Here is a 17,473-nt window from a genome sequence, read left to right on the forward strand (position 1 = left end):
CACCTCACTCGGCCGACATTGGATCATGCGTTGTGATGACTGCGCGCAAGGCTCATCATCCCTTTTAGACAGAACTTCAGCTCACGCAGGGTCCTCCGTCCAATGGTGATTGGTGATGGGCTGATCATGTTTTTTGATAACCAGCGGAACCGACCATGGAACTCAAACATCTGCGGGCATTTGCCACATTGGCCGAGGAGCTGCATTTTGGCCGGGCGGCTCAGCGGCTTGCGATCGTGCAACCGGCGCTGAGTATGCAGATCAAGGCACTTGAGGACTGGCTGGGCGTTCGTCTGCTCGATCGTAATCGACACTCAGTGACGCTCACGGACGTGGGCCGGCTGTTTCTCGAAGAAGCCCGTGCCACCTTGCACCAGGCGCAACGCTCGGCCGATGTGGCGCGTGGACTGGGCCGCGGAGAAACCGGTCGAATCCGTCTCGGTTTCGTGTCCTCGGTGTTGCCGGAGCTGCTGCCGACGCTGATTCGACACGCCCATCGGCGCTACCCCGGCATCAAGCTGGAACTCAAGGACATGCCTGGACCCGATCAAGTGCAGGCACTCAAGAGCGATCAGCTCGACTTCGGCCTGATGCGCCTGCCCGCTCCGCACGCTGGCGTGCAAACGCAGATCGTGTTGCACGAGTCGATCATCGTCGCGCTGCCGGCGGATCACCCGCTCGCCGCCCATTCAAGCATTGAGGTCGTGCAATTAGCCGAACAGCCTGTGCTGGTCCTCGCCCGGCGTTACGCCGCAGGCTTTCATGACGCGCTGCTTCGCGCGGTGTCCGAACACGGTGGCAGACTGGACATCGCCGACGAGCTGGGCGAGTTCACGACGATGCTTGCGTTGGTGTCGGCGGGTCTGGGGATCGGCCTCCTGCCTCAGCATGCGGGACGCGCGCTGCCGCCGAACGTGGTATCACGCCCGCTGAACCTCGGTGATTTCCGCGCCGTCACGGGTCTGGCCTGGACCTCGCTGGACACCGCCGTAAAGACCACGGTCTTCAATCTGATGCGCGAGCTATTCTTCAATTGATACAGAAAAAGTCGCAGAGCGGATTCCGATCACCGTACTCTCTGCCGGATCGTTCATTCATCAGCAGCCAACAGGGATACGTTATGCAAATCGGTAGTGTGGTTTTACTCTTCGTCGCGCTGGCCATCGCCATCGTGTTCATGGGGTTCAAAGTTGTGCCACAGGGTTATCAGTGGACCGTCGAGCGTTTCGGGCGCTACACCAACACCCTCAAGCCAGGCCTGAACATCATCGTGCCGGTGATGGATCGCATCGGGCACAAGATCAACATGATGGAAACCGTCCTGGACATACCGCCGCAGGAAGTCATCACGTCGGATAACGCCACCGTGCAGATCGACGCCGTGTGCTTCTACCAGGTCGTGAACTGCGCGCAGGCCGCGTACGAGGTCAATAACCTGCAGCACGCCATTCGTAATCTGCTGCAGACCAATATCCGCACCGTGCTCGGCTCCATGGAGCTGGACGCCATGCTCAGCCAGCGTGACGGCATCAACGAGCGTCTGTTGCGCATCATCGATGAAGCGACCGCGCCATGGGGCATCAAGATCACCCGGATCGAAATCAAGGACATCAGCCCACCGGCCGACTTGATGGCAGCGATGTCAGGGCAAATGAAAGCCGAGCGGATCAAACGCGCACAGATCCTTGAAGCCGAAGGCTCACGCGCGTCGGCCATTCTGACCGCCGAAGGCAAGAAGCAGGCCCAGATTCTGGAAGCCGAAGGTGAGCGTCAGGCTGCGTTTCTGGAGGCCGAAGCCCGCGAACGCCAGGCCGAAGCGGAAGCACGCGCCACGCAAGTGGTGTCCGAGGCAATCGCCGCGGGTGACGTACAGGCCATCAATTATTTCGTGGCGCAAAAGTACATCGACGCGCTGGGCAAATTGTCGTCGGCCAACAACAGCAAGGTGATCCTCATGCCACTGGAAGCGAGCCAGATGATCGGTGCCATCGGCGGCATCGGCGAGATCGTCAAAGCCACGTTCGACAAAGGGGCTCCCGACAAGAACCGGCCCGATGCCGGCAGGCGAGTCTGAGCCATGTGGGACTACCTGCAAAACCTGTCGTTCTGGGACTGGCTCGGACTTGGCACCGTGCTGCTGATTCTGGAGGTGTTCGGTGCGGGCGGGTATCTGCTGTGGATCGGCGTGGCCGCGGCCGGGGTCGGCATCCTCACGTATGTGATTCCGACGATGAGCTGGGAGGTGCAGTTTCTGCTGTTCGCAGTGCTGTCGGTGCTGACCGCGCTCTACTGGTGGCGACGCCAGCGCAGCGTGTTGCGCAAGTCTGATCAGCCGGGCCTGAACATGCGGGGTTCAGAGCTGATCGGCAAAACCTTTGTGGTGCACGATGCGATTGTGGGAGGACGCGGCAAGATCAAGGTTGGAGATGGGGTCTGGATGGTGGTCGGCCCGGATACACCGGCGGGCAATGAGGTGAGAGTCATCGAACAGGACGGCGCGATCCTGAAAGTCGTGGGGGTGTGATCCGCTCTCGTCACGATGAATGTTCTGACCCGATGGGAGCTGGCCGGTTTTCACCGCCCCATGGAACTAGATCGGCGGCGGGCGTATCAAATCATTTCAGAACAACCAAAGTCGGAGTGCCCGCCATGCGTCTCAAAATTGCTGTAGCCACGTTAGCTTTGCTTTCCCTGCCGGTCGGTTCAGCAATGGCTGACGGCTTCTTGCGCGACGTCATCTCGTCCGGCGCAACCACAGGCTCGACCTACCTGACCTTCCGCCACCACAAGCTGATTGTGGCGGCCCAAGATGACGCCGGTAGCTTCGTCGCCAGTAACGGCGCCATCCGCGGCCCTTACCTGGAGGCAGCCATGGATCAGGTTCGCAAGGACAATCCGGGCCTGAAGGCCTCGGACATGGACCTAGCCAACGCGATCCTGGCGAAGAACCTCGTCGCCGAAGAGTAATACCGATGCACGACCAAAAATGCCGCTCCCAGGAGCGGCATTTTTGTCTCGGGAAAGCCGTAATCCTTACAACCGTTTCGCAACGTCCTCGTCCGAATGCAACCTAGGGACAAGCCACGCTCCAGTCTGGAGTCAGCGGATTACTCGCCGATTGCGGCCTTGTAGCCGTCCGCATCCAGCAGCTTGGCCAGATCGGCGTCGGCGTTGCTTGGTTTGACCTTGAAAATCCACGACTCGTAAGGCTTGTTGTTCAGCTCTTCCGGTGCGTCACCCAAGGCTTCGTTGACTTCGACCACTTCACCCGCCACCGGCGAGTAAATGTCGGAAGCGGCCTTTACAGATTCCACGACACCGGCTGCATCGCCAGCGGCGAACACCTTGCCGACTTCCGGCAGTTCGACGAACACCACATCGCCCAGCGCTTCTTGCGCATGATCGGAGATGCCGACAACGATCAGATCAGCCTCTTGCTTCGCCCATTCATGGCTTTCGGCGAAACGCAGTTCGGCGGGAATAGTGCTCATTTTTTATCCTCTCTACATCATCAGGTCAGCGGAGAAACCCGCCAGGAAGTTGTTAAATCAGGGCCTTTCCGTGGCGCACAAATGCCGGCTGGACCACGCGAACGGGGTACCACTTGCCGCGAATTTCCACCTCGGCACGGTCAGCAGTCGCCATCGGAACACGTGCCAAGGCGATCGACTTGCTTAGCGTAGGAGAGAAACTACCACTGGTGATCTCCCCTTCGCCAACTTCCGCTATCCGGACGACCTGATGCGCCCGCAGAACGCCTCGTTCTTCGAGCACCAGCCCGACAAGCTTGGAGGCGATACCCCCGGTGCGTTCGGCCTCCAGAGCAGCACGGCCGATAAAATCCCGGCCTTCTGGCTTCCAGGCCACCGTCCAGCCCATGTTGGAGACCAAAGGCGACACCTGCTCGTCGATTTCCTGACCGTACAGGTTCATGCCGGCTTCCAGACGCAACGTATCGCGCGCCCCCAGTCCGATCGGCGAAATGCCGGCACCGACCATGTCGTTGAAGAAGCTGCAGGCTTGATCGGCCGGCAATATGATCTCCAGCCCATCCTCGCCGGTGTAGCCTGTGCGGGCAATGAACCAGTCGCCCTCCTGCTGACCTTCGAACGGTCGCAGGGTATGGATAAGTTCAGTGCGGGCCTGGGTCACCAGTTCGGCGATCTTCTGCCGCGCGCGCGGCCCCTGAATGGCCAGCATGGCCAACTCGGAGCGGTGAGTCACGTGCACGTCGAAACCGGCAAGATGGTCATTCATCCAGGCCAGATCCTTGGCGCCGGTGGCCGCGTTGACCACCAATCGGTAACCCTGGTCAGTCAGGTAGACGATCATGTCGTCGACAATCCCGCCATGAGTGTCGAGCATTGCGCTATAGAGCGCTTGCCCGGTGCGCTGCAGTCGGCCGACGTCGTTGGCCAGCAGGTGTTGCAGCCAGGGTTTGGCCTGACTGCCTGAAACATCGAGGACGTGCATGTGCGACACATCGAAAATCCCACAGTCGCGGCGCACCTGGTGGTGTTCTTCGACTTGTGAACCGTAGTGCAACGGCATATCCCAACCACCAAAATCGACCAGCTTCGCGCCAAGCGCGAGGTGCAGGTCAAAGAGGGGCGTACGCTGTCCCATGGGTGTCTCCTTCCGGGCTTGGCGAAGACACGGTCGCTGACAATAACGGCAAATCCCCCATGACTCGGGGTCTGGAACCTTTGCTGGTTTGCGGAATTGTCTGACAGACCGTGTCGATTGCGGCGCATTGTAGCCGCAAGGTTGTGACCCCGCACCTAGCCGATCGGTCTGGCCGAACGTCTGATCAAGCCAATCACCGGTAGTAAACCGACCATCACCAATGTCAGTGCAGGGAGAGCAGCACGCGCCCACTCGCCTTCACTGGTCATTTCGAAGATGCGTACCGCCAGCGTGTCCCAGCCAAACGGGCGCATCAGCAAGGTGGCGGGCATTTCCTTGAGCACATCGACGAACACCAGCAAGGCCGCGCTCAACGTACCCGGAATGAGCAGGGGCAGATAAATCTTGAAAAACAAACGCGGCCCCCCGACCCCGAGGCTGCGCGCCGCCTCGGGCAACGACGGGCGAATTCGAGACAGGCTGTTCTCCAAAGGACCGTAAGCCACCGCAATGAAGCGCACCAGATACGCCATCACCAGCGCCGCCAGACTCCCGAGGAGCAATGGCTTTCCCGCACCGCCGAGCCAACTGGACAATGGCACGACCAGCTCACGGTCCAGGTAACTGAACGCAAGCATGATCGATACCGCGAGCACCGAACCCGGCAACGCGTAACCGATGTTCGCCACACTCACGCCTGCACTGATCGCACGGGTCGGCGCCAAACGACGCGCGAACACGAGGATCATCGCCACGCCCACGGTGACCAGCGCGGCGATCCCGCCGAGGTAAAGGGTGTGCAGGATCAGGCCGGTGTAGCGTTCGTCCAGATCGAAGCGACCCCGCTGCCAGACCCAGACGATCAGTTGCATCAGCGGTACCACGAACGCGCAGGCAAAGACCAACCCACACCAGGCGCTTGCCGCAGCAGCCGTGACGCCACGCAAGTGATACAAGGCTTTTACACGAGGCCGCTCGTTACTCGCCCGGCTGGCGCCTCGTGCGCGGCGCTCGCCGTAAAGCAGCAGCATCACCACCAACAGCAGCAGGCTGGCCAGCTGTGCCGCGCTCGACAGGCTGAAAAACCCATACCAGGTCTTGTAGATCGCCGTGGTGAAGGTGTCGAAGTTGAACACCGACACCGCCCCGAAATCGGCCAGCGTCTCCATCAACGCCAACGCAACACCAGCGCCGATGGCGGGCCTTGCCATCGGCAACGCCACGCGCCAGAACGCCTGCCAGGGCGATTGCCCAAGAATCCGCGCCGCCTCCATAAGGCCCTTACCCTGCGCAAGAAACGCCGTGCGGGCCAACAGGTAGACGTACGGGTAAAACACCAACACGAGGACGACGATTACACCACCCGTGGAGCGGACTCGCGGCAAGCGAACGCCCGTACCGAACCAGTCACGCATCAGTGTCTGGACGGGGCCTGCAAAATCGAGCAGGCCGACGAAGACGAATGCGAGAACGTAAGCCGGAATGGCAAATGGCAACATAAGCGCCCAGTCCAGCCAGCGTCGACCGGGAAACTCGCAAAGCGCGGTGAGCCAGGCAAGGCTAACGCCCAACAGTGTCACGCCCAGCCCGACGCCCACCACCAGCGTGAGCGTGTTGCCGAGCAGCCGGAGCATCTGGGTTTCCCATAAATGGGACCAGATCTCATGGTCGATGGTCTGCCAGGAGAACAGCAGCACGCTCAGCGGCAGCAACACCAGCGCGGCAATGGTGAAAACCAGGGGATACCAGCGACGCTGGGCGGGATGGGCCACGGGGATTCTCGGTGTCACGTGAGTGCAAATCTGTAGGAGTGAGCTTGCTCTGGGCGGCATACCGACGATTACGATGTGTCAGACGACATCTTCTTCGCTGACAGCCCCCATCGCGAGCAAGCTCACTCCTACAGCTGAGAGACGCTGTTAATCAATTCCAGCCAGCGCGATCCATCATGCGAATCGCTTCGGCCTGACGTCGTCCGGCCACCTCAACGGGAATGGTGTCCGCCTTGAAGGCGCCCCAGCTCGCAACTTCTGCCGAAGGTGCAACCTTCGGGTTGGCCGGAAACTCCTGATTGGTGCCGGAAAAAATCGTCTGCGCCTCCGGCCCGGTCATCCACTCGACCAGCGCTTTGGCCGCCTCGGGGTGGGGTGCGTACCGGGTCAAACCGATACCGGACAAATTGACGTGAACGCCCCGGTCCGACTGGTTCGGCCAAAAAAGGCGCACGGCCAGATCCGGGTTTTGCTGGTGCAACCGGCCGTAGTAATACGTGTTGACGATACCGACATCGCACTGCCCGGCATTGATGGCCTCCAGTACCGCAATATCGTCGGAGAAGACATCAGTGGAGAGGTTGTTGACCCAACCTTTGAGGATCTTTTCCGACGCCTCTGGTCCATGGGTTTCGATCAGCGTGGCGGTCAGCGACTGGTTGTAGACCTTCTTCGCAGTACGCAGACACAGACGCCCTTCCCACTGCTTGTCTGCCAAAGCCTCGTAAGTGGTCAGCTCCTCGGGTTTAACCCGGTCGGTCGAGTACGCAATGGTCCGGGCGCGCAGGCTAAGGCCGGTCCAGGCGTGAGCAGAGGATCGGTATTGCGGCGGGATATTCGCGTCGATCACCGGGGACGTGAACGGTTGCAGGATACCCATCTGCTCCGCTTGCCAGAGGTTACCGGCGTCCACCGTCAGCAGCAGGTCGGCCGTCGCGTTTTGCCCTTCAGCCTTGATGCGCTGCATCAACGGCGCCTCCTTGTCGGTGATGAACTTCACCTTTACACCGGTCTTGGCGGTGTAAGCATCGAAAACCGGTTTGATCAATTCGTCGATCCGGGAGGAATACACCACCACTTCATCAGCCGCCTGGGCAGTACTGCCAATGACGGCCAGTGACAGGGCAGCCAGAAAACGCTTGCTCGCCTGCATGCTGAGATCTCGCTTGAAAAATGAGGCGAAATGATAGTGAATCGCATCAACGAAGTCTGAGCTGAGCCGTTACGAGATGTTGCGAGAGCATCCTCCCGCGTTCTTCTGTAGGAGCGCGCTTGCCCGCGAAGGCGTCGGTACACCCCTCACACCTTTGGCGGCAGAAACTCAGTCTTCGCGGGCAAGCGCGCTCCTACAATGGATGCGGTTTCCCCAGCAGACACTTCGGCAAAGTCAAATCCGGGCCAACTCCGGCAAATCCCCGGTCAGTCCCAGCGCCTGGCGCACAAACATCGCCTTGGCTTCGGCGGACTGATCGACAATTTTCAGGCCGGTATTTCGCAACCAGCGCACCGGCAGCGGGTCAGCCTGGAACAACCGCTCGAAACCTTCCATCGCCGCCATCAGCGCAAGGTTATGCGGCATGCGCCGGCGCTCGTAGCGGCTCAGCACTTTGGGATCGGCCAGACGCTCGCCGCGCTCGACGGCACTGTGCAGCACCTCGGCCAGCACGGCCGCATCGAGGAAACCCAGATTCACGCCCTGCCCGGCCAACGGGTGAATGGTATGCGCGGCATCGCCAATGAGCGCCAGACCTTCCGCCACGTAACGCTTGGCATGACGCTGACGCAGGGGCACGCACAATCGCGGATCAGCAGAAATCACCTGGCCAAGACAGCCTTCGAACGCCTTTTCCAGCTCGCGACAAAACGTCTCGTCTTCCAGCTTCATCAAGCGTTCGGATTCCGCCGGCGTGACGGACCAGACGATCGAACACCAGTGTTCACCTTCACGTTCAAGCGGCAGGAAGGCCAATGGGCCGTCATCTGTGAAGCGCTGCCACGCCGTCTTGCGGTGGGATTCTGCCGTGCGCACGCTGGTGACGATGGCGTGATGCATGTAGTCCCATTCACGCGTCGCAGTACCGGTCATGCGCCGCACCGTGGAATTGGCACCGTCGGCGGCCACCACCAGTGGAGCGCGCAGGGTACGACCGTCGGACAGCGTCAGCAGCCAGTCATCACCGGAACGACGCATCTGCTCCAGACGTGCGTTGGCCAGAAGGCCGATGTCACCGTCATGCAACCGCTCGATCAGCGCATCCTGAACCACGCGATTTTCAACGATATGGCCGAGCACCAGGGCGTGCACGCTCGACGCCGAGAAATGCACCTTGCCGGTCCCACTCCCGTCCCACACATGCATCTCGCTATATGGGCTGACACGGCGGGAAACGATTCCGTCCCAGACATTCAAGCGTTCAAGGACACGCTGACTGGCCGCAGACAGTGCGCTGACCCGTGGCTCAAACGGTGCGGTGTGGTCGAACGGCTTGACGCTCATTGGGCTGCCGTCCACCACCAGAATATTCAGCCCGCTGTTTTGCAACGCCAGCGCCAGCGCGCTGCCCACCATTCCGGCCCCGACAATCAGCAGATCTGCGCGCGTTTCCATGCTTTAAATCGTTCTCGCGTGTGGCAGCAGCCACGAATGAAAAGAGGGGTTAGACATCGGCCCGTGTTCCAAGCCCCATGGCCTGACGGGCGAACCAGCTTTTGGCCGAGGGCAACAGGTCCAGGCCGAGTAAGCCGATGGTGCGGCCGGTGGTGATCACAGGTTGCTGGCTGCCAAACAGGCGGGTGACCTGATCGGAGAAGCCGACCGTGAGTTTCTGATCAAGGCGCTGCCGATCCCGATACGCTTGCAGCGTCGCCAGATCCCCCGGCATGGCATCGCTGGCGAGCAACGCTTCGGCCAGTGACGCCGCATCGCGCAGAGACAGGTTGAAGCCCTGCCCGGCGATCGGGTGCAGGCTGTGTGCCGCGTTGCCCAACACGACCAGATGAGCGCGCACTTGCTCCTCGGCTTCGACGAGCGACAGCGGATAGGTATGACGCACACCCACCTGCTTCAACGCGCCGAGGCGATAACCGAATACACCTTGCAGCTCGGTCAGGAAACTGCGGTCGTCCAGCGCCATCAGGCGTTTTATCTCATCGGGCTTGCGCGTCCACACCAGCGCACAGCGATTGTCCGGCAGCGGCAGCAGCGCCATTGGGCCTTCTTCGGTAAACCGCTCGAACGCCTGACCACAATGGGCCTCACCGGGTGTGATATTGGCAATCAGCGCGCTTTGATCGTAGGGCGTCGTACGCACGCCAATACCCAACTGCTCGCGCAGGCTGGAGCGACCGCCATCGGCGAGTACCGCCAGATCGCAGTCGACTTGCGTTTCATCGTTCAAGGTCAGTCGATAACCGTCGGCCAACGCCTGCAGGTGTTTGACTTCGGCCGGCACGCGCCAGCTGATCACTTCTTTATCCAGCCCTTGCCACAGGCATTGGCCAAGCCAGGCGTTCTCGACGACATAACCCAGCGCGGGCACCCCTTCCTCCATCGAGGACAGACGCGCCGCGCCAAAGCGGCCTTTGTCGGACACCTGAATCTGCAGAATAGGTTCGGCACGGCGACCGATCTGCTGCCACAACCCCAAACGCTCATAGATTTGCCGCGCGCCGAAGGACAGCGCTGAAGAACGCGCGTCGTAGCTCGGCTGATACGTGTCGCCCGGTGCAAAAGGCTCGATCAGGACGATCTTCCAGCCGCGCGCTTTGGCGCCGGCCTGCAACGCCAGCGCCAGACTCGCGCCCACCAGACCGCCACCGACAATGGCCAGATGGAAACGGCTCATGCCGCTTCTGCTCGCGCTGCGGCCATCAAGGCCTCGATTTCCGCGACGGATTTAGGCACGCCGCCGGTCAGGATTTCACAGCCTTTTTTGGTTACCACGACATCGTCCTCGATTCGTACGCCAATCCCGCGCCATTTCTTCGCGACGTTCTGATTGTCCGGCGAAATATAAATACCGGGTTCGACCGTCAGCGCCATACCGACCTCCAGCACGCGCCATTCGCCACCCACCTTGTACTCACCGACGTCATGCACATCCATCCCCAGCCAGTGACCGGCGCGGTGCATATAAAAAGGTTTGTACGCTTCAGCGGCGATCAGTTCATCGACCTCGCCCTGCAACAGGCCCAGCTCCACCAATCCGGTCGTGATCACGCGCACCGTCGCCTCATGCGCCTGGTTCCAGTGATTGCCTGGCTTGATGACAGCGAAAGCCGCTTCCTGGGATTTGAGCACCAGTTCGTAGATCGCTTTCTGCTCGGCGGAAAAGGTGCCGCTGACCGGAAAGGTGCGGGTGATGTCGCTGGCATAACAGTCAATTTCACAACCGGCATCAATCAGCACCAGATCCCCGTCCCTGAGCACAGCGTCGTTCTCCTGATAGTGCAGGATGCAGGCATTGCGACCCGAGGCGACGATTGAGCCATAGGCGGGCATCTTCGCGCCGCCCTTACGAAACTCATAATCCAGTTCGGCCTCCAGACTGAACTCATACAGGCCGGCACGACTGGCCTGCATCGCACGAACATGGGCACGCGCTGAAATCTGCGCCGCCTCACGCATGACTTTCACTTCGGCGGCTGATTTATACAGACGCATGTCATGCAGCAGGTGATCCAGCGCAACAAATTCTTTCGGCGGCTGAGCGCCCAGGTGTGCCTTGGAGCGGATGACGTTGATCCACTCCATCACATGACGGTCGAATTCGGGATTGCTGCCCATCGACGAATACACACGATCCCGGCCCTCAATGAGGCCGGGCAAAATGTCGTCGATGTCGGTAATGGGGAAGGCATCGTCGGCGCCGAAATCGCTGATCGCGCCGTCCTGGCCGGCACGCAGCCCATCCCACAGTTCACGCTCAGGATTGCGCTCGCGGCAGAACAATACGTACTCGCCGTATTCACGGCCCGGGATCAGAACGATGACGGCCTCAGGTTCCGGGAAGCCGCTCAGGTACTGAAAATCACTGTCCTGGCGGTACACATGCTCGACATCACGATTTCGAATGGCCACAGCCGCCGCGGGCAGTATGGCGATGCTGTTAGGCTCCATCTGCTCCATCAAGGCCTTGCGGCGACGGGCGTATTCGGCTTTCGGGATATGGATCATGGGCAACTGCGGTCCTCCGGATGAGCGCACCGATCATTGACGCGCGCGGGCGACAACGACCGGGTCGGCGACAATGAGCAATCAATGCAAAGAAGGTTTCGCTTCAGGTTCCGCTTTGCTGTTGAACTCGGTGAACAGGAGCAGCGGCGCGACGCGCAGGTATTCCATGACTTCCATGTAGTCGCTCTCACCGTCTTCGGACTCTTCCAGCGTGTCCTGAATCTGCGCGATGGCCGCCAGATCCTGCAACACGTCCCTGGCGTCCTCACTCAACGACTGACCGCCCACACGGGCGAAGCCGTTGAGGAAACCCTGACACCACTGGCCCATCGCCGTGGTCCGGGCAGTCAGCGACTCGTCGTCACCGGGCAACAGCAGCACGACCGTCATGTCGTCGCCGGTCAGTTCATTTTTCACCATTTCCTGCAAACCGATCAGCGCTTGGCGCACGTTGGCTTCAGGATCGGTTTCCAGCAACATCTTCGCATCGTCAATCCAGTCAACGGCGTCAAAACCTGCGCCTGCGCAACTGCGGCCGAGCAACAGCCCGTGCAGTTCTGCAGGAGAAACCGGGTGGCCACTGCTGCTGAGCAGGGCGGCGAATGCGTTATACGGGGAATTCTGATTAGGCATGGGCAACTAGGCGCCAAGCGGCGCAATGTCTAGAATGAAGGCCTTGTATCCTAGCACCGGCAGACGCGCCCAAGCTATCAGGCGATATTCAAGGCGAATCCAGACGCCAGTTCCTGCACCACTCATCTGAAAGTAATCAGTGGAAAACAATGGAAGACAACGACCTGCAAGCGCTGATGGCTCGACTGGAGTTATTGATCAATCGTGTCGAGCAACTAAAAAGTCAAAACGGACTCTTATTAGCTCAGGAAAAAACCTGGCGCGAGGAACGCGCTCACCTCATCGAAAAGAACGAAATCGCCCGGCAAAAGGTCGAGTCCATGATTTCGCGCCTCAAGGCCCTGGAGCAAGACTCATGAGTAATGGCAACAGCATCACCGTGCAAATCCTCGACAAAGAGTATTCGATCATCTGCCCTCAAGAGGAGCGCACCAATCTGGTCAGCGCAGCGCGCTACCTGGATGGCAAGATGCGCGAGATCCGCAGCAGCGGCAAAGTCATCGGCGCCGACCGCATCGCGGTGATGGCCGCGCTGAACATTACCCATGACCTGCTGCATAAACAGGAGCGTCCCGAGGCGAATCAGGCTAGTGGCTCGACCCGCGAGCAGGTTCGCGATCTTCTGGACCGCGTGGACCTGGTCCTTGCCACGGATGAGCCAAAAGCACAAGGCTGATTGTTCCGACATGATTCGGTATACTTGCGACCGCTCCCTGGAGTGCTTGCCAGTCGGTCATGTCCCTGAGCCGATACGCACAACCACGGGGGTTGCACGTTGGGGTTGGTGTGCATGTCCGCTCGACGGAAAGCCTTAAAACCTCCTGCAATCTCCACCTTGAACTTTCGGGTTCAAGGGCTACACCGACAGCGGTTCGTCGGGGAGTCTCGAATTTTCAAGCCATCGCCAGGCGCCTTGCCTGGCGGCGGAAATGGGGACAGCCATCGAGAATCAGCCCGATTGCTCGATCCCCCTTTAGATCGCACGGACCCGCCTGCATGACTTCTTCCGGCGCCGCTTCCCCGCACGACTCTTCCACCCTCTCTCGCCCACAATTACGTCGCCTTTTGCGCAAAGTCCGTCGTGCGCTCAACCGTGCAGAACAGCGACAGGCGGCGCAGGGTTTGTATCGTCAACTGGCGCAAAACCCGCTATTTCGTCGGGCCAGGCACGTTTCGCTCTATCTTCCGATGGACGGCGAAATTGATCCGCGCCTGCTGCTTCGCGAGGCTCAGCGACGGGGCAAAAAGACATATTTGCCGGTGCTAAGCGCCTGGCCTCGAACCAAGATGGTATTTCAACGGGTGAAGCCGGGAGAGAAGTTTCGACCGAACCGATTCCGTATTCCCGAGCCACGGATCGATGCCCGAAAACAGCGCAAGATCTGGGCGCTGGACCTCATTCTGATGCCGCTGGTGGGCTTCGATGATCAAGGCGGTCGATTGGGCATGGGCGGCGGATTCTACGACCGCAGCCTGGCGTATCAAGCGCGTCGGAAAGCCTGGCAGAAACCCGTGCTGCTTGGCTTGGCGCACGAGTGTCAGAAAGTCGGAAAGCTGGCCGTGGCCAGTTGGGATGTACCGCTACAAGGAACGGTGTCGGACAAGCGATGGTATCTGGCCTGACCAGGGTTTTGGCTTTGTAGGAGCGCGCTTGCCCGCGAAAATTCTTCCAGGCCAACACATATGCGTCGACTGCGCCGCCCTCATCGCGGGCAAGCGCGCTCCTACAAGGGAGGGTGACTCCAATCAGCGGCGAGTTGGTTGCTGCTGTTGCTGAGTGATCTCAACCGGCGCGTCGACCTTGGCGGACCACAGACCCTGCGCGTACCCGGTGGTGACAATGCCCAAGCCGAACAAAATGACCAAAATCCATAGTAAATCCGGCTTGCGTTGCATTGATTGCCCCCCTTTGGCGAATCAAAAAACTGACGTCCGCAGCATCTTTCTGTCGGCGGCGTGACGGTGTAGCCCTTAAAATCCCGGCATTCTGCGATAACGTGAACCAACACGCAAATACTGGCGTCAGCCGACTGTCGGTTTGTCATAAAAACGTAGGACAACCTGTCCAGTTACCCTTCTGGAGACATCACAAATGGCCTATTGGCTGATGAAATCCGAGCCCGATGAGTTCTCGATTACGGATTTGCAAAAACTCGGCCAAGCCCGTTGGGACGGCGTTCGCAACTATCAGGCGCGTAATTTTCTGCGCGCGATGGCGGTGGGCGACGAGTTCTTCTTCTACCACTCCAGTTGCCCTGAACCCGGCATCGCGGGCATCGGCAAAATCGTTCAGGCCGCCTACCCGGACCCCACCGCTCTCGACAACAAGAGCCACTACTTCGACGCCAAAGCCACCCAGGAAAAGAATCCCTGGACTGCGATTGACGTCGCCTTCGTCGAAACCTTCCCCAAGGTGCTGAGCCTGGGCTACCTGAAACAGCAAACGGCACTGGAGCAGTTGCCTTTGGTGCAAAAAGGCAGCCGTTTGTCAGTCATGCCGGTGACCGCCGAACAATGGGCGGCGGTGCTGGCGTTGCGCTGAAGCAGGCAGTGCAACCCCCTGTAGGAGCGCGCTTGCCCGCGATTGCTTTTTGTCTGATGAGATTGAATCCACTGACACAACGCGATCGCGAGCACGCCTGAAAGGGAGCCGTCTTACTGCGCAATAAAGTTATTGAACAGCAGGTCATCCACCACAGGCTGGCCGGTTTCCTGGCTGAGCACCTGCTGGGTCTGCTTCAAGGCTTCCTGACGAAGCTTTTCCTTGGCGTCGACGTTGCTCATGCTGTCAACCGTCTGCTGCGAGAACAGCGCGACCAACTGATTACGAATCAGCGGCTCGTTCTGCTTCACCAGCTTCTGCGCCTCGGCACCTTTGACCCGCAACGCCACGTCCGCTTTATAGACGTGCAGCTTCGGACCGCCGTCCAGCGCGTAGTTGCCCACGAACGGTGGGGTCAGCGCCACGTAAGACACCTTGTTCGGGTCGTCCTTCTCGCCACCGCCCTCCTCGGCAAGGGCCACGACAGGCATCGATAACGCCAACAGCATCAGAATCCACGCTTTCACATTCCACTCCTCAATCCGGTTCGCGGCATAGCTGACTTCGGCTTATGCACGCCTATCAGGCCGGGGCATGCTCATTGACCCCACACCCCCTCTACCTACACTTATCGGCCATCACTGGAAAAGGAATAGTCCCCGATGAAAGCCGTGCTCTGCAAAGCCTTCGGTACCGCCGAAACGCTGGTGCTGGAAGATATCCCAGCCCCCGAACCCAAGAAAAATGAAATCCTGCTGGACGTGCACGCCGCCGGGGTCAACTTCCCCGACACCCTGATCATTGAGGGCAAATACCAGTTCAAACCGCCCTTCCCGTTCTCGCCGGGTGGAGAAGCCTCGGGCGTCGTGGCCGCCGTGGGTGAAAAAGTCAGCCACCTCAAGGTCGGCGACCGCGTGATGGCCCTCACCGGCTGGGGCAGCTTCGCCGAACAAATTGCCGTCGCGGGCTACAACGTCCTGCCCATTCCCGAGGCCATGGACTTCACCACCGCCGCAGCCTTCAGCATGACGTACGGCACCTCCATGCACGCGCTCAAACAACGCGCCCACCTGCAACCGGGCGAAACCCTGCTCGTGCTCGGCGCATCAGGCGGCGTGGGCCTGGCCGCCGTAGAAATCGGCAAAGCCATGGGCGCACGCGTCATCGCCGCCGCGAGCAGCGCCGACAAACTCGACGTCGCCAAAAACGCTGGCGCCGATGAACTCATCAACTACAACGAAACCAGCCTCAAGGACGAAGTCAAACGCCTCACCAACGGCAATGGCGTCGACGTCATCTACGACCCCGTCGGCGGCGACCTCTTCGATCAGGCGGTCCGCTCCATCGCCTGGAACGGCCGCCTGCTGGTCGTCGGCTTCGCCAGCGGCCGCATCCCCGAACTGCCCGTGAACCTCACGCTGCTCAAAGGCGCCTCCGTCGTCGGCGTATTCTGGGGGTCTTTCGCACAGCGCCAGCCACAGGACAATGCCGCGAACTTTCAACAGTTGTTCACCTGGTACGGCGAAGGGAAGTTGAAGCCGCTGGTGTCGAGGGTTTACCCGCTGGAACAGGCGGGAGAAGCGATTGATTCGTTGGGGCAGAGGAAGGCGGTTGGGAAGGTGGTGGTTGGCGTCAGGTGAATTGAGAAAGTGCATATGAACCCGCCGATTTGGCGGGTTTTATTTATTGCTCAAAAAAGGAAACTCGGTATGGCATGACGCTTACAGGCTCGCCACCCTCCATTTCAGCTGTACTCGTACGTCAGCAGCACCATCCGACAATGCCTGCATTTGTACTTGTAAAAAACCAAGTCTTCATTGGGCTGATAGTTCGTGAACTCTGATAGCCAGTGCTCCCTAAATTCCTCCTGCCCCTCCAAAAACGCTTCAAAAGTCGAAGGGACTGCATTGCGCACATCGTCAGCCGACGCATCACCATGAAACTCACAGGCATCCGAACAGTGATAAAGCCAAACCACTTCTTGCCACGAACTGTAGCTTGGTGTTCGCTCATTGACCTCTTGGACCACTGATGCAGGTATCCCCCTCCCAATCATTGAATTTACATCGTTGAATGAACCTTCAAATTTCTTTGCAGCTGAGCCGTCGCTGATACACCAAGGGCAGAGCAAAGTCTCGACGTCATACGTGGTGTACATGGCCCCTCTATAGATGTAGCCGCGAGCCCTCTCACAACAAGTGCAGCGCTCATCGCTAATCTCAATCGCACCTGTCGCAATCGGATCTGGGTGATAGCGAAACAATGGTAGTTCTTCTTTCATACCTCCCCCCTCCGCACCCACGAAATCACCATCCTCAACCGACGCTCACGTCGTTCCTGATCGAAGACGAAATGCACGGACTCGCCGATGGTTGCCGGCATGCCCTCGGTCACCTCCCATGGCTTGAACCGCCAGCGCTTGACTGCCGAAAGCACGGCATTGGCTGACTTTTGATCGGTTTGCTCGGTGACCCTGATTCCACTGACAGACCCGTCGTGGTGAATGTCGTAGTTCACCCGCACGCTCGCAAACAGCCGTCCACCGCGCAGCGCGGACGGGTAAGCAGGGGAGACGTACCGATCAAACAACGGATGGGCCTCTCTTCCTGCTGCTGTGCCACTGAGCGCGAGCAGGCAAAGCCCGAGACCGCTCACGTACTTTCGCCACCCACCCACATTAACCTCGTCCCTAAACGCCACTACGGCTGAAGGCGCGATGGTAGG

The 17,473-nt window shown here is 59.7% G+C and carries 21 protein-coding genes and 1 other RNA gene; 10 read left to right on the forward strand and 12 right to left on the reverse strand.

Going from position 1 to position 17,473, the window contains the following annotated elements:
• The first annotated feature begins 155 nt into the window (after positions 1-155).
• The 4 genes from BMY73_RS11520 (at position 156) to BMY73_RS11535 (ending at position 2,967) form a co-directional block, all read left to right on the forward strand.
• On the forward strand, positions 156-1,037 hold the full coding sequence (locus BMY73_RS11520) for a LysR substrate-binding domain-containing protein (protein WP_062379564.1): 882 nt from the start codon (positions 156-158) through the stop codon (positions 1,035-1,037).
• A gap of 83 nt (positions 1,038-1,120) precedes the next feature.
• Positions 1,121-2,074, forward strand: coding sequence for an SPFH domain-containing protein (locus tag BMY73_RS11525; RefSeq protein WP_062379566.1), 954 nt, complete (start codon positions 1,121-1,123; stop codon positions 2,072-2,074).
• 3 nt (positions 2,075-2,077) lie between these two features.
• Positions 2,078-2,524: an NfeD family protein gene (locus BMY73_RS11530; RefSeq protein ID WP_062379568.1), complete on the forward strand. Its 447-nt coding sequence runs from the start codon at positions 2,078-2,080 to the stop codon at positions 2,522-2,524.
• A gap of 125 nt (positions 2,525-2,649) precedes the next feature.
• Complete coding sequence (locus BMY73_RS11535; RefSeq protein WP_062379569.1) at positions 2,650-2,967, forward strand: DUF2388 domain-containing protein; 318 nt, start codon at positions 2,650-2,652, stop codon at positions 2,965-2,967.
• A 140-nt stretch (positions 2,968-3,107) separates the two neighbouring features.
• Here the strand turns inward: BMY73_RS11535 and gcvH are convergent, their stop codons facing one another.
• From gcvH to BMY73_RS11575, 8 genes are all read right to left on the reverse strand, one after another.
• Entirely contained in the window at positions 3,108-3,491 is a 384-nt protein-coding gene (gene gcvH, locus BMY73_RS11540; RefSeq protein ID WP_062379571.1) for a glycine cleavage system protein GcvH, read from the reverse strand.
• A gap of 52 nt (positions 3,492-3,543) precedes the next feature.
• Positions 3,544-4,626 carry a glycine cleavage system aminomethyltransferase GcvT gene (gcvT, locus tag BMY73_RS11545; RefSeq protein WP_092407182.1) on the reverse strand — a complete coding sequence of 361 codons (1,083 nt, stop codon included), beginning with the start codon at positions 4,624-4,626 and terminating at the stop codon, positions 3,544-3,546.
• A 155-nt stretch (positions 4,627-4,781) separates the two neighbouring features.
• Complete coding sequence (locus tag BMY73_RS11550; protein WP_092407184.1) at positions 4,782-6,398, reverse strand: ABC transporter permease; 1,617 nt, start codon at positions 6,396-6,398, stop codon at positions 4,782-4,784.
• A 151-nt stretch (positions 6,399-6,549) separates the two neighbouring features.
• Positions 6,550-7,551 carry an extracellular solute-binding protein gene (locus BMY73_RS11555; RefSeq protein ID WP_092407186.1) on the reverse strand — a complete coding sequence of 334 codons (1,002 nt, stop codon included), beginning with the start codon at positions 7,549-7,551 and terminating at the stop codon, positions 6,550-6,552.
• 234 nt (positions 7,552-7,785) lie between these two features.
• Positions 7,786-9,006, reverse strand: a complete 1,221-nt coding sequence (locus BMY73_RS11560) for a 2-octaprenyl-3-methyl-6-methoxy-1,4-benzoquinol hydroxylase (protein ID WP_092407188.1) — start codon at positions 9,004-9,006, stop codon at positions 7,786-7,788.
• Positions 9,007-9,055: 49 nt separating this feature from the next.
• Positions 9,056-10,243 (reverse strand): 2-octaprenyl-6-methoxyphenyl hydroxylase, encoded by a 1,188-nt coding sequence (ubiH, locus tag BMY73_RS11565; protein WP_062379581.1) that lies wholly within the window; start codon positions 10,241-10,243, stop codon positions 9,056-9,058.
• A complete protein-coding gene (gene pepP, locus BMY73_RS11570; protein ID WP_062379583.1) occupies positions 10,240-11,574 on the reverse strand; it encodes a Xaa-Pro aminopeptidase in 1,335 nt (444 codons plus the stop codon). The genes ubiH and pepP overlap by 4 nt, the downstream gene beginning before the upstream one ends.
• A gap of 81 nt (positions 11,575-11,655) precedes the next feature.
• Positions 11,656-12,207, reverse strand: coding sequence for a YecA/YgfB family protein (locus BMY73_RS11575; protein ID WP_062379585.1), 552 nt, complete (start codon positions 12,205-12,207; stop codon positions 11,656-11,658).
• A 149-nt stretch (positions 12,208-12,356) separates the two neighbouring features.
• On the opposite strand from BMY73_RS11575, the gene BMY73_RS11580 reads away from it, so the two are divergent.
• The 4 genes from BMY73_RS11580 (at position 12,357) to BMY73_RS11595 (ending at position 13,830) form a co-directional block, all read left to right on the forward strand.
• Positions 12,357-12,566: a TIGR02449 family protein gene (locus BMY73_RS11580; protein WP_062379587.1), complete on the forward strand. Its 210-nt coding sequence runs from the start codon at positions 12,357-12,359 to the stop codon at positions 12,564-12,566.
• Positions 12,563-12,883: a cell division protein ZapA gene (locus BMY73_RS11585; protein WP_062379590.1), complete on the forward strand. Its 321-nt coding sequence runs from the start codon at positions 12,563-12,565 to the stop codon at positions 12,881-12,883. The genes BMY73_RS11580 and BMY73_RS11585 overlap by 4 nt, the downstream gene beginning before the upstream one ends.
• A 31-nt stretch (positions 12,884-12,914) precedes the next feature.
• Positions 12,915-13,093: non-coding RNA, 6S RNA (ssrS, locus tag BMY73_RS11590), on the forward strand.
• A gap of 110 nt (positions 13,094-13,203) precedes the next feature.
• Positions 13,204-13,830, forward strand: coding sequence for a 5-formyltetrahydrofolate cyclo-ligase (locus BMY73_RS11595; RefSeq protein ID WP_062379592.1), 627 nt, complete (start codon positions 13,204-13,206; stop codon positions 13,828-13,830).
• 123 nt (positions 13,831-13,953) lie between these two features.
• Here the strand turns inward: BMY73_RS11595 and BMY73_RS11600 are convergent, their stop codons facing one another.
• Complete coding sequence (locus BMY73_RS11600) at positions 13,954-14,103, reverse strand: hypothetical protein (RefSeq protein WP_092407190.1); 150 nt, start codon at positions 14,101-14,103, stop codon at positions 13,954-13,956.
• Between the two features lie 196 nt (positions 14,104-14,299).
• Between BMY73_RS11600 and BMY73_RS11605 the strand changes: the two genes are divergently transcribed.
• Positions 14,300-14,749, forward strand: a complete 450-nt coding sequence (locus tag BMY73_RS11605; RefSeq protein ID WP_092407192.1) for an EVE domain-containing protein — start codon at positions 14,300-14,302, stop codon at positions 14,747-14,749.
• A gap of 113 nt (positions 14,750-14,862) precedes the next feature.
• Here BMY73_RS11605 and BMY73_RS11610 read toward each other — a convergent pair whose 3' ends face one another.
• Positions 14,863-15,276, reverse strand: a complete 414-nt coding sequence (locus tag BMY73_RS11610) for a flagellar basal body-associated protein FliL (RefSeq protein WP_062379595.1) — start codon at positions 15,274-15,276, stop codon at positions 14,863-14,865.
• A 135-nt stretch (positions 15,277-15,411) separates the two neighbouring features.
• On the opposite strand from BMY73_RS11610, the gene BMY73_RS11615 reads away from it, so the two are divergent.
• Complete coding sequence (locus BMY73_RS11615) at positions 15,412-16,389, forward strand: NADPH:quinone oxidoreductase family protein (RefSeq protein ID WP_092407194.1); 978 nt, start codon at positions 15,412-15,414, stop codon at positions 16,387-16,389.
• 104 nt (positions 16,390-16,493) lie between these two features.
• Here the strand turns inward: BMY73_RS11615 and BMY73_RS11620 are convergent, their stop codons facing one another.
• Together BMY73_RS11620 and BMY73_RS28310 are read right to left on the reverse strand one after the other, a co-directional pair.
• Positions 16,494-17,030, reverse strand: a complete 537-nt coding sequence (locus BMY73_RS11620) for a CbrC family protein (RefSeq protein WP_062379598.1) — start codon at positions 17,028-17,030, stop codon at positions 16,494-16,496.
• Positions 17,027-17,404 carry a TonB family protein gene (locus BMY73_RS28310; RefSeq protein ID WP_175500170.1) on the reverse strand — a complete coding sequence of 126 codons (378 nt, stop codon included), beginning with the start codon at positions 17,402-17,404 and terminating at the stop codon, positions 17,027-17,029. The genes BMY73_RS11620 and BMY73_RS28310 overlap by 4 nt, the downstream gene beginning before the upstream one ends.
• Positions 17,405-17,473 lie beyond the last annotated feature (69 nt).

Source organism: Pseudomonas sp. NFACC02 (genome assembly GCF_900110765.1).
Classification (GTDB): Bacteria; Pseudomonadota; Gammaproteobacteria; order Pseudomonadales; family Pseudomonadaceae; genus Aquipseudomonas.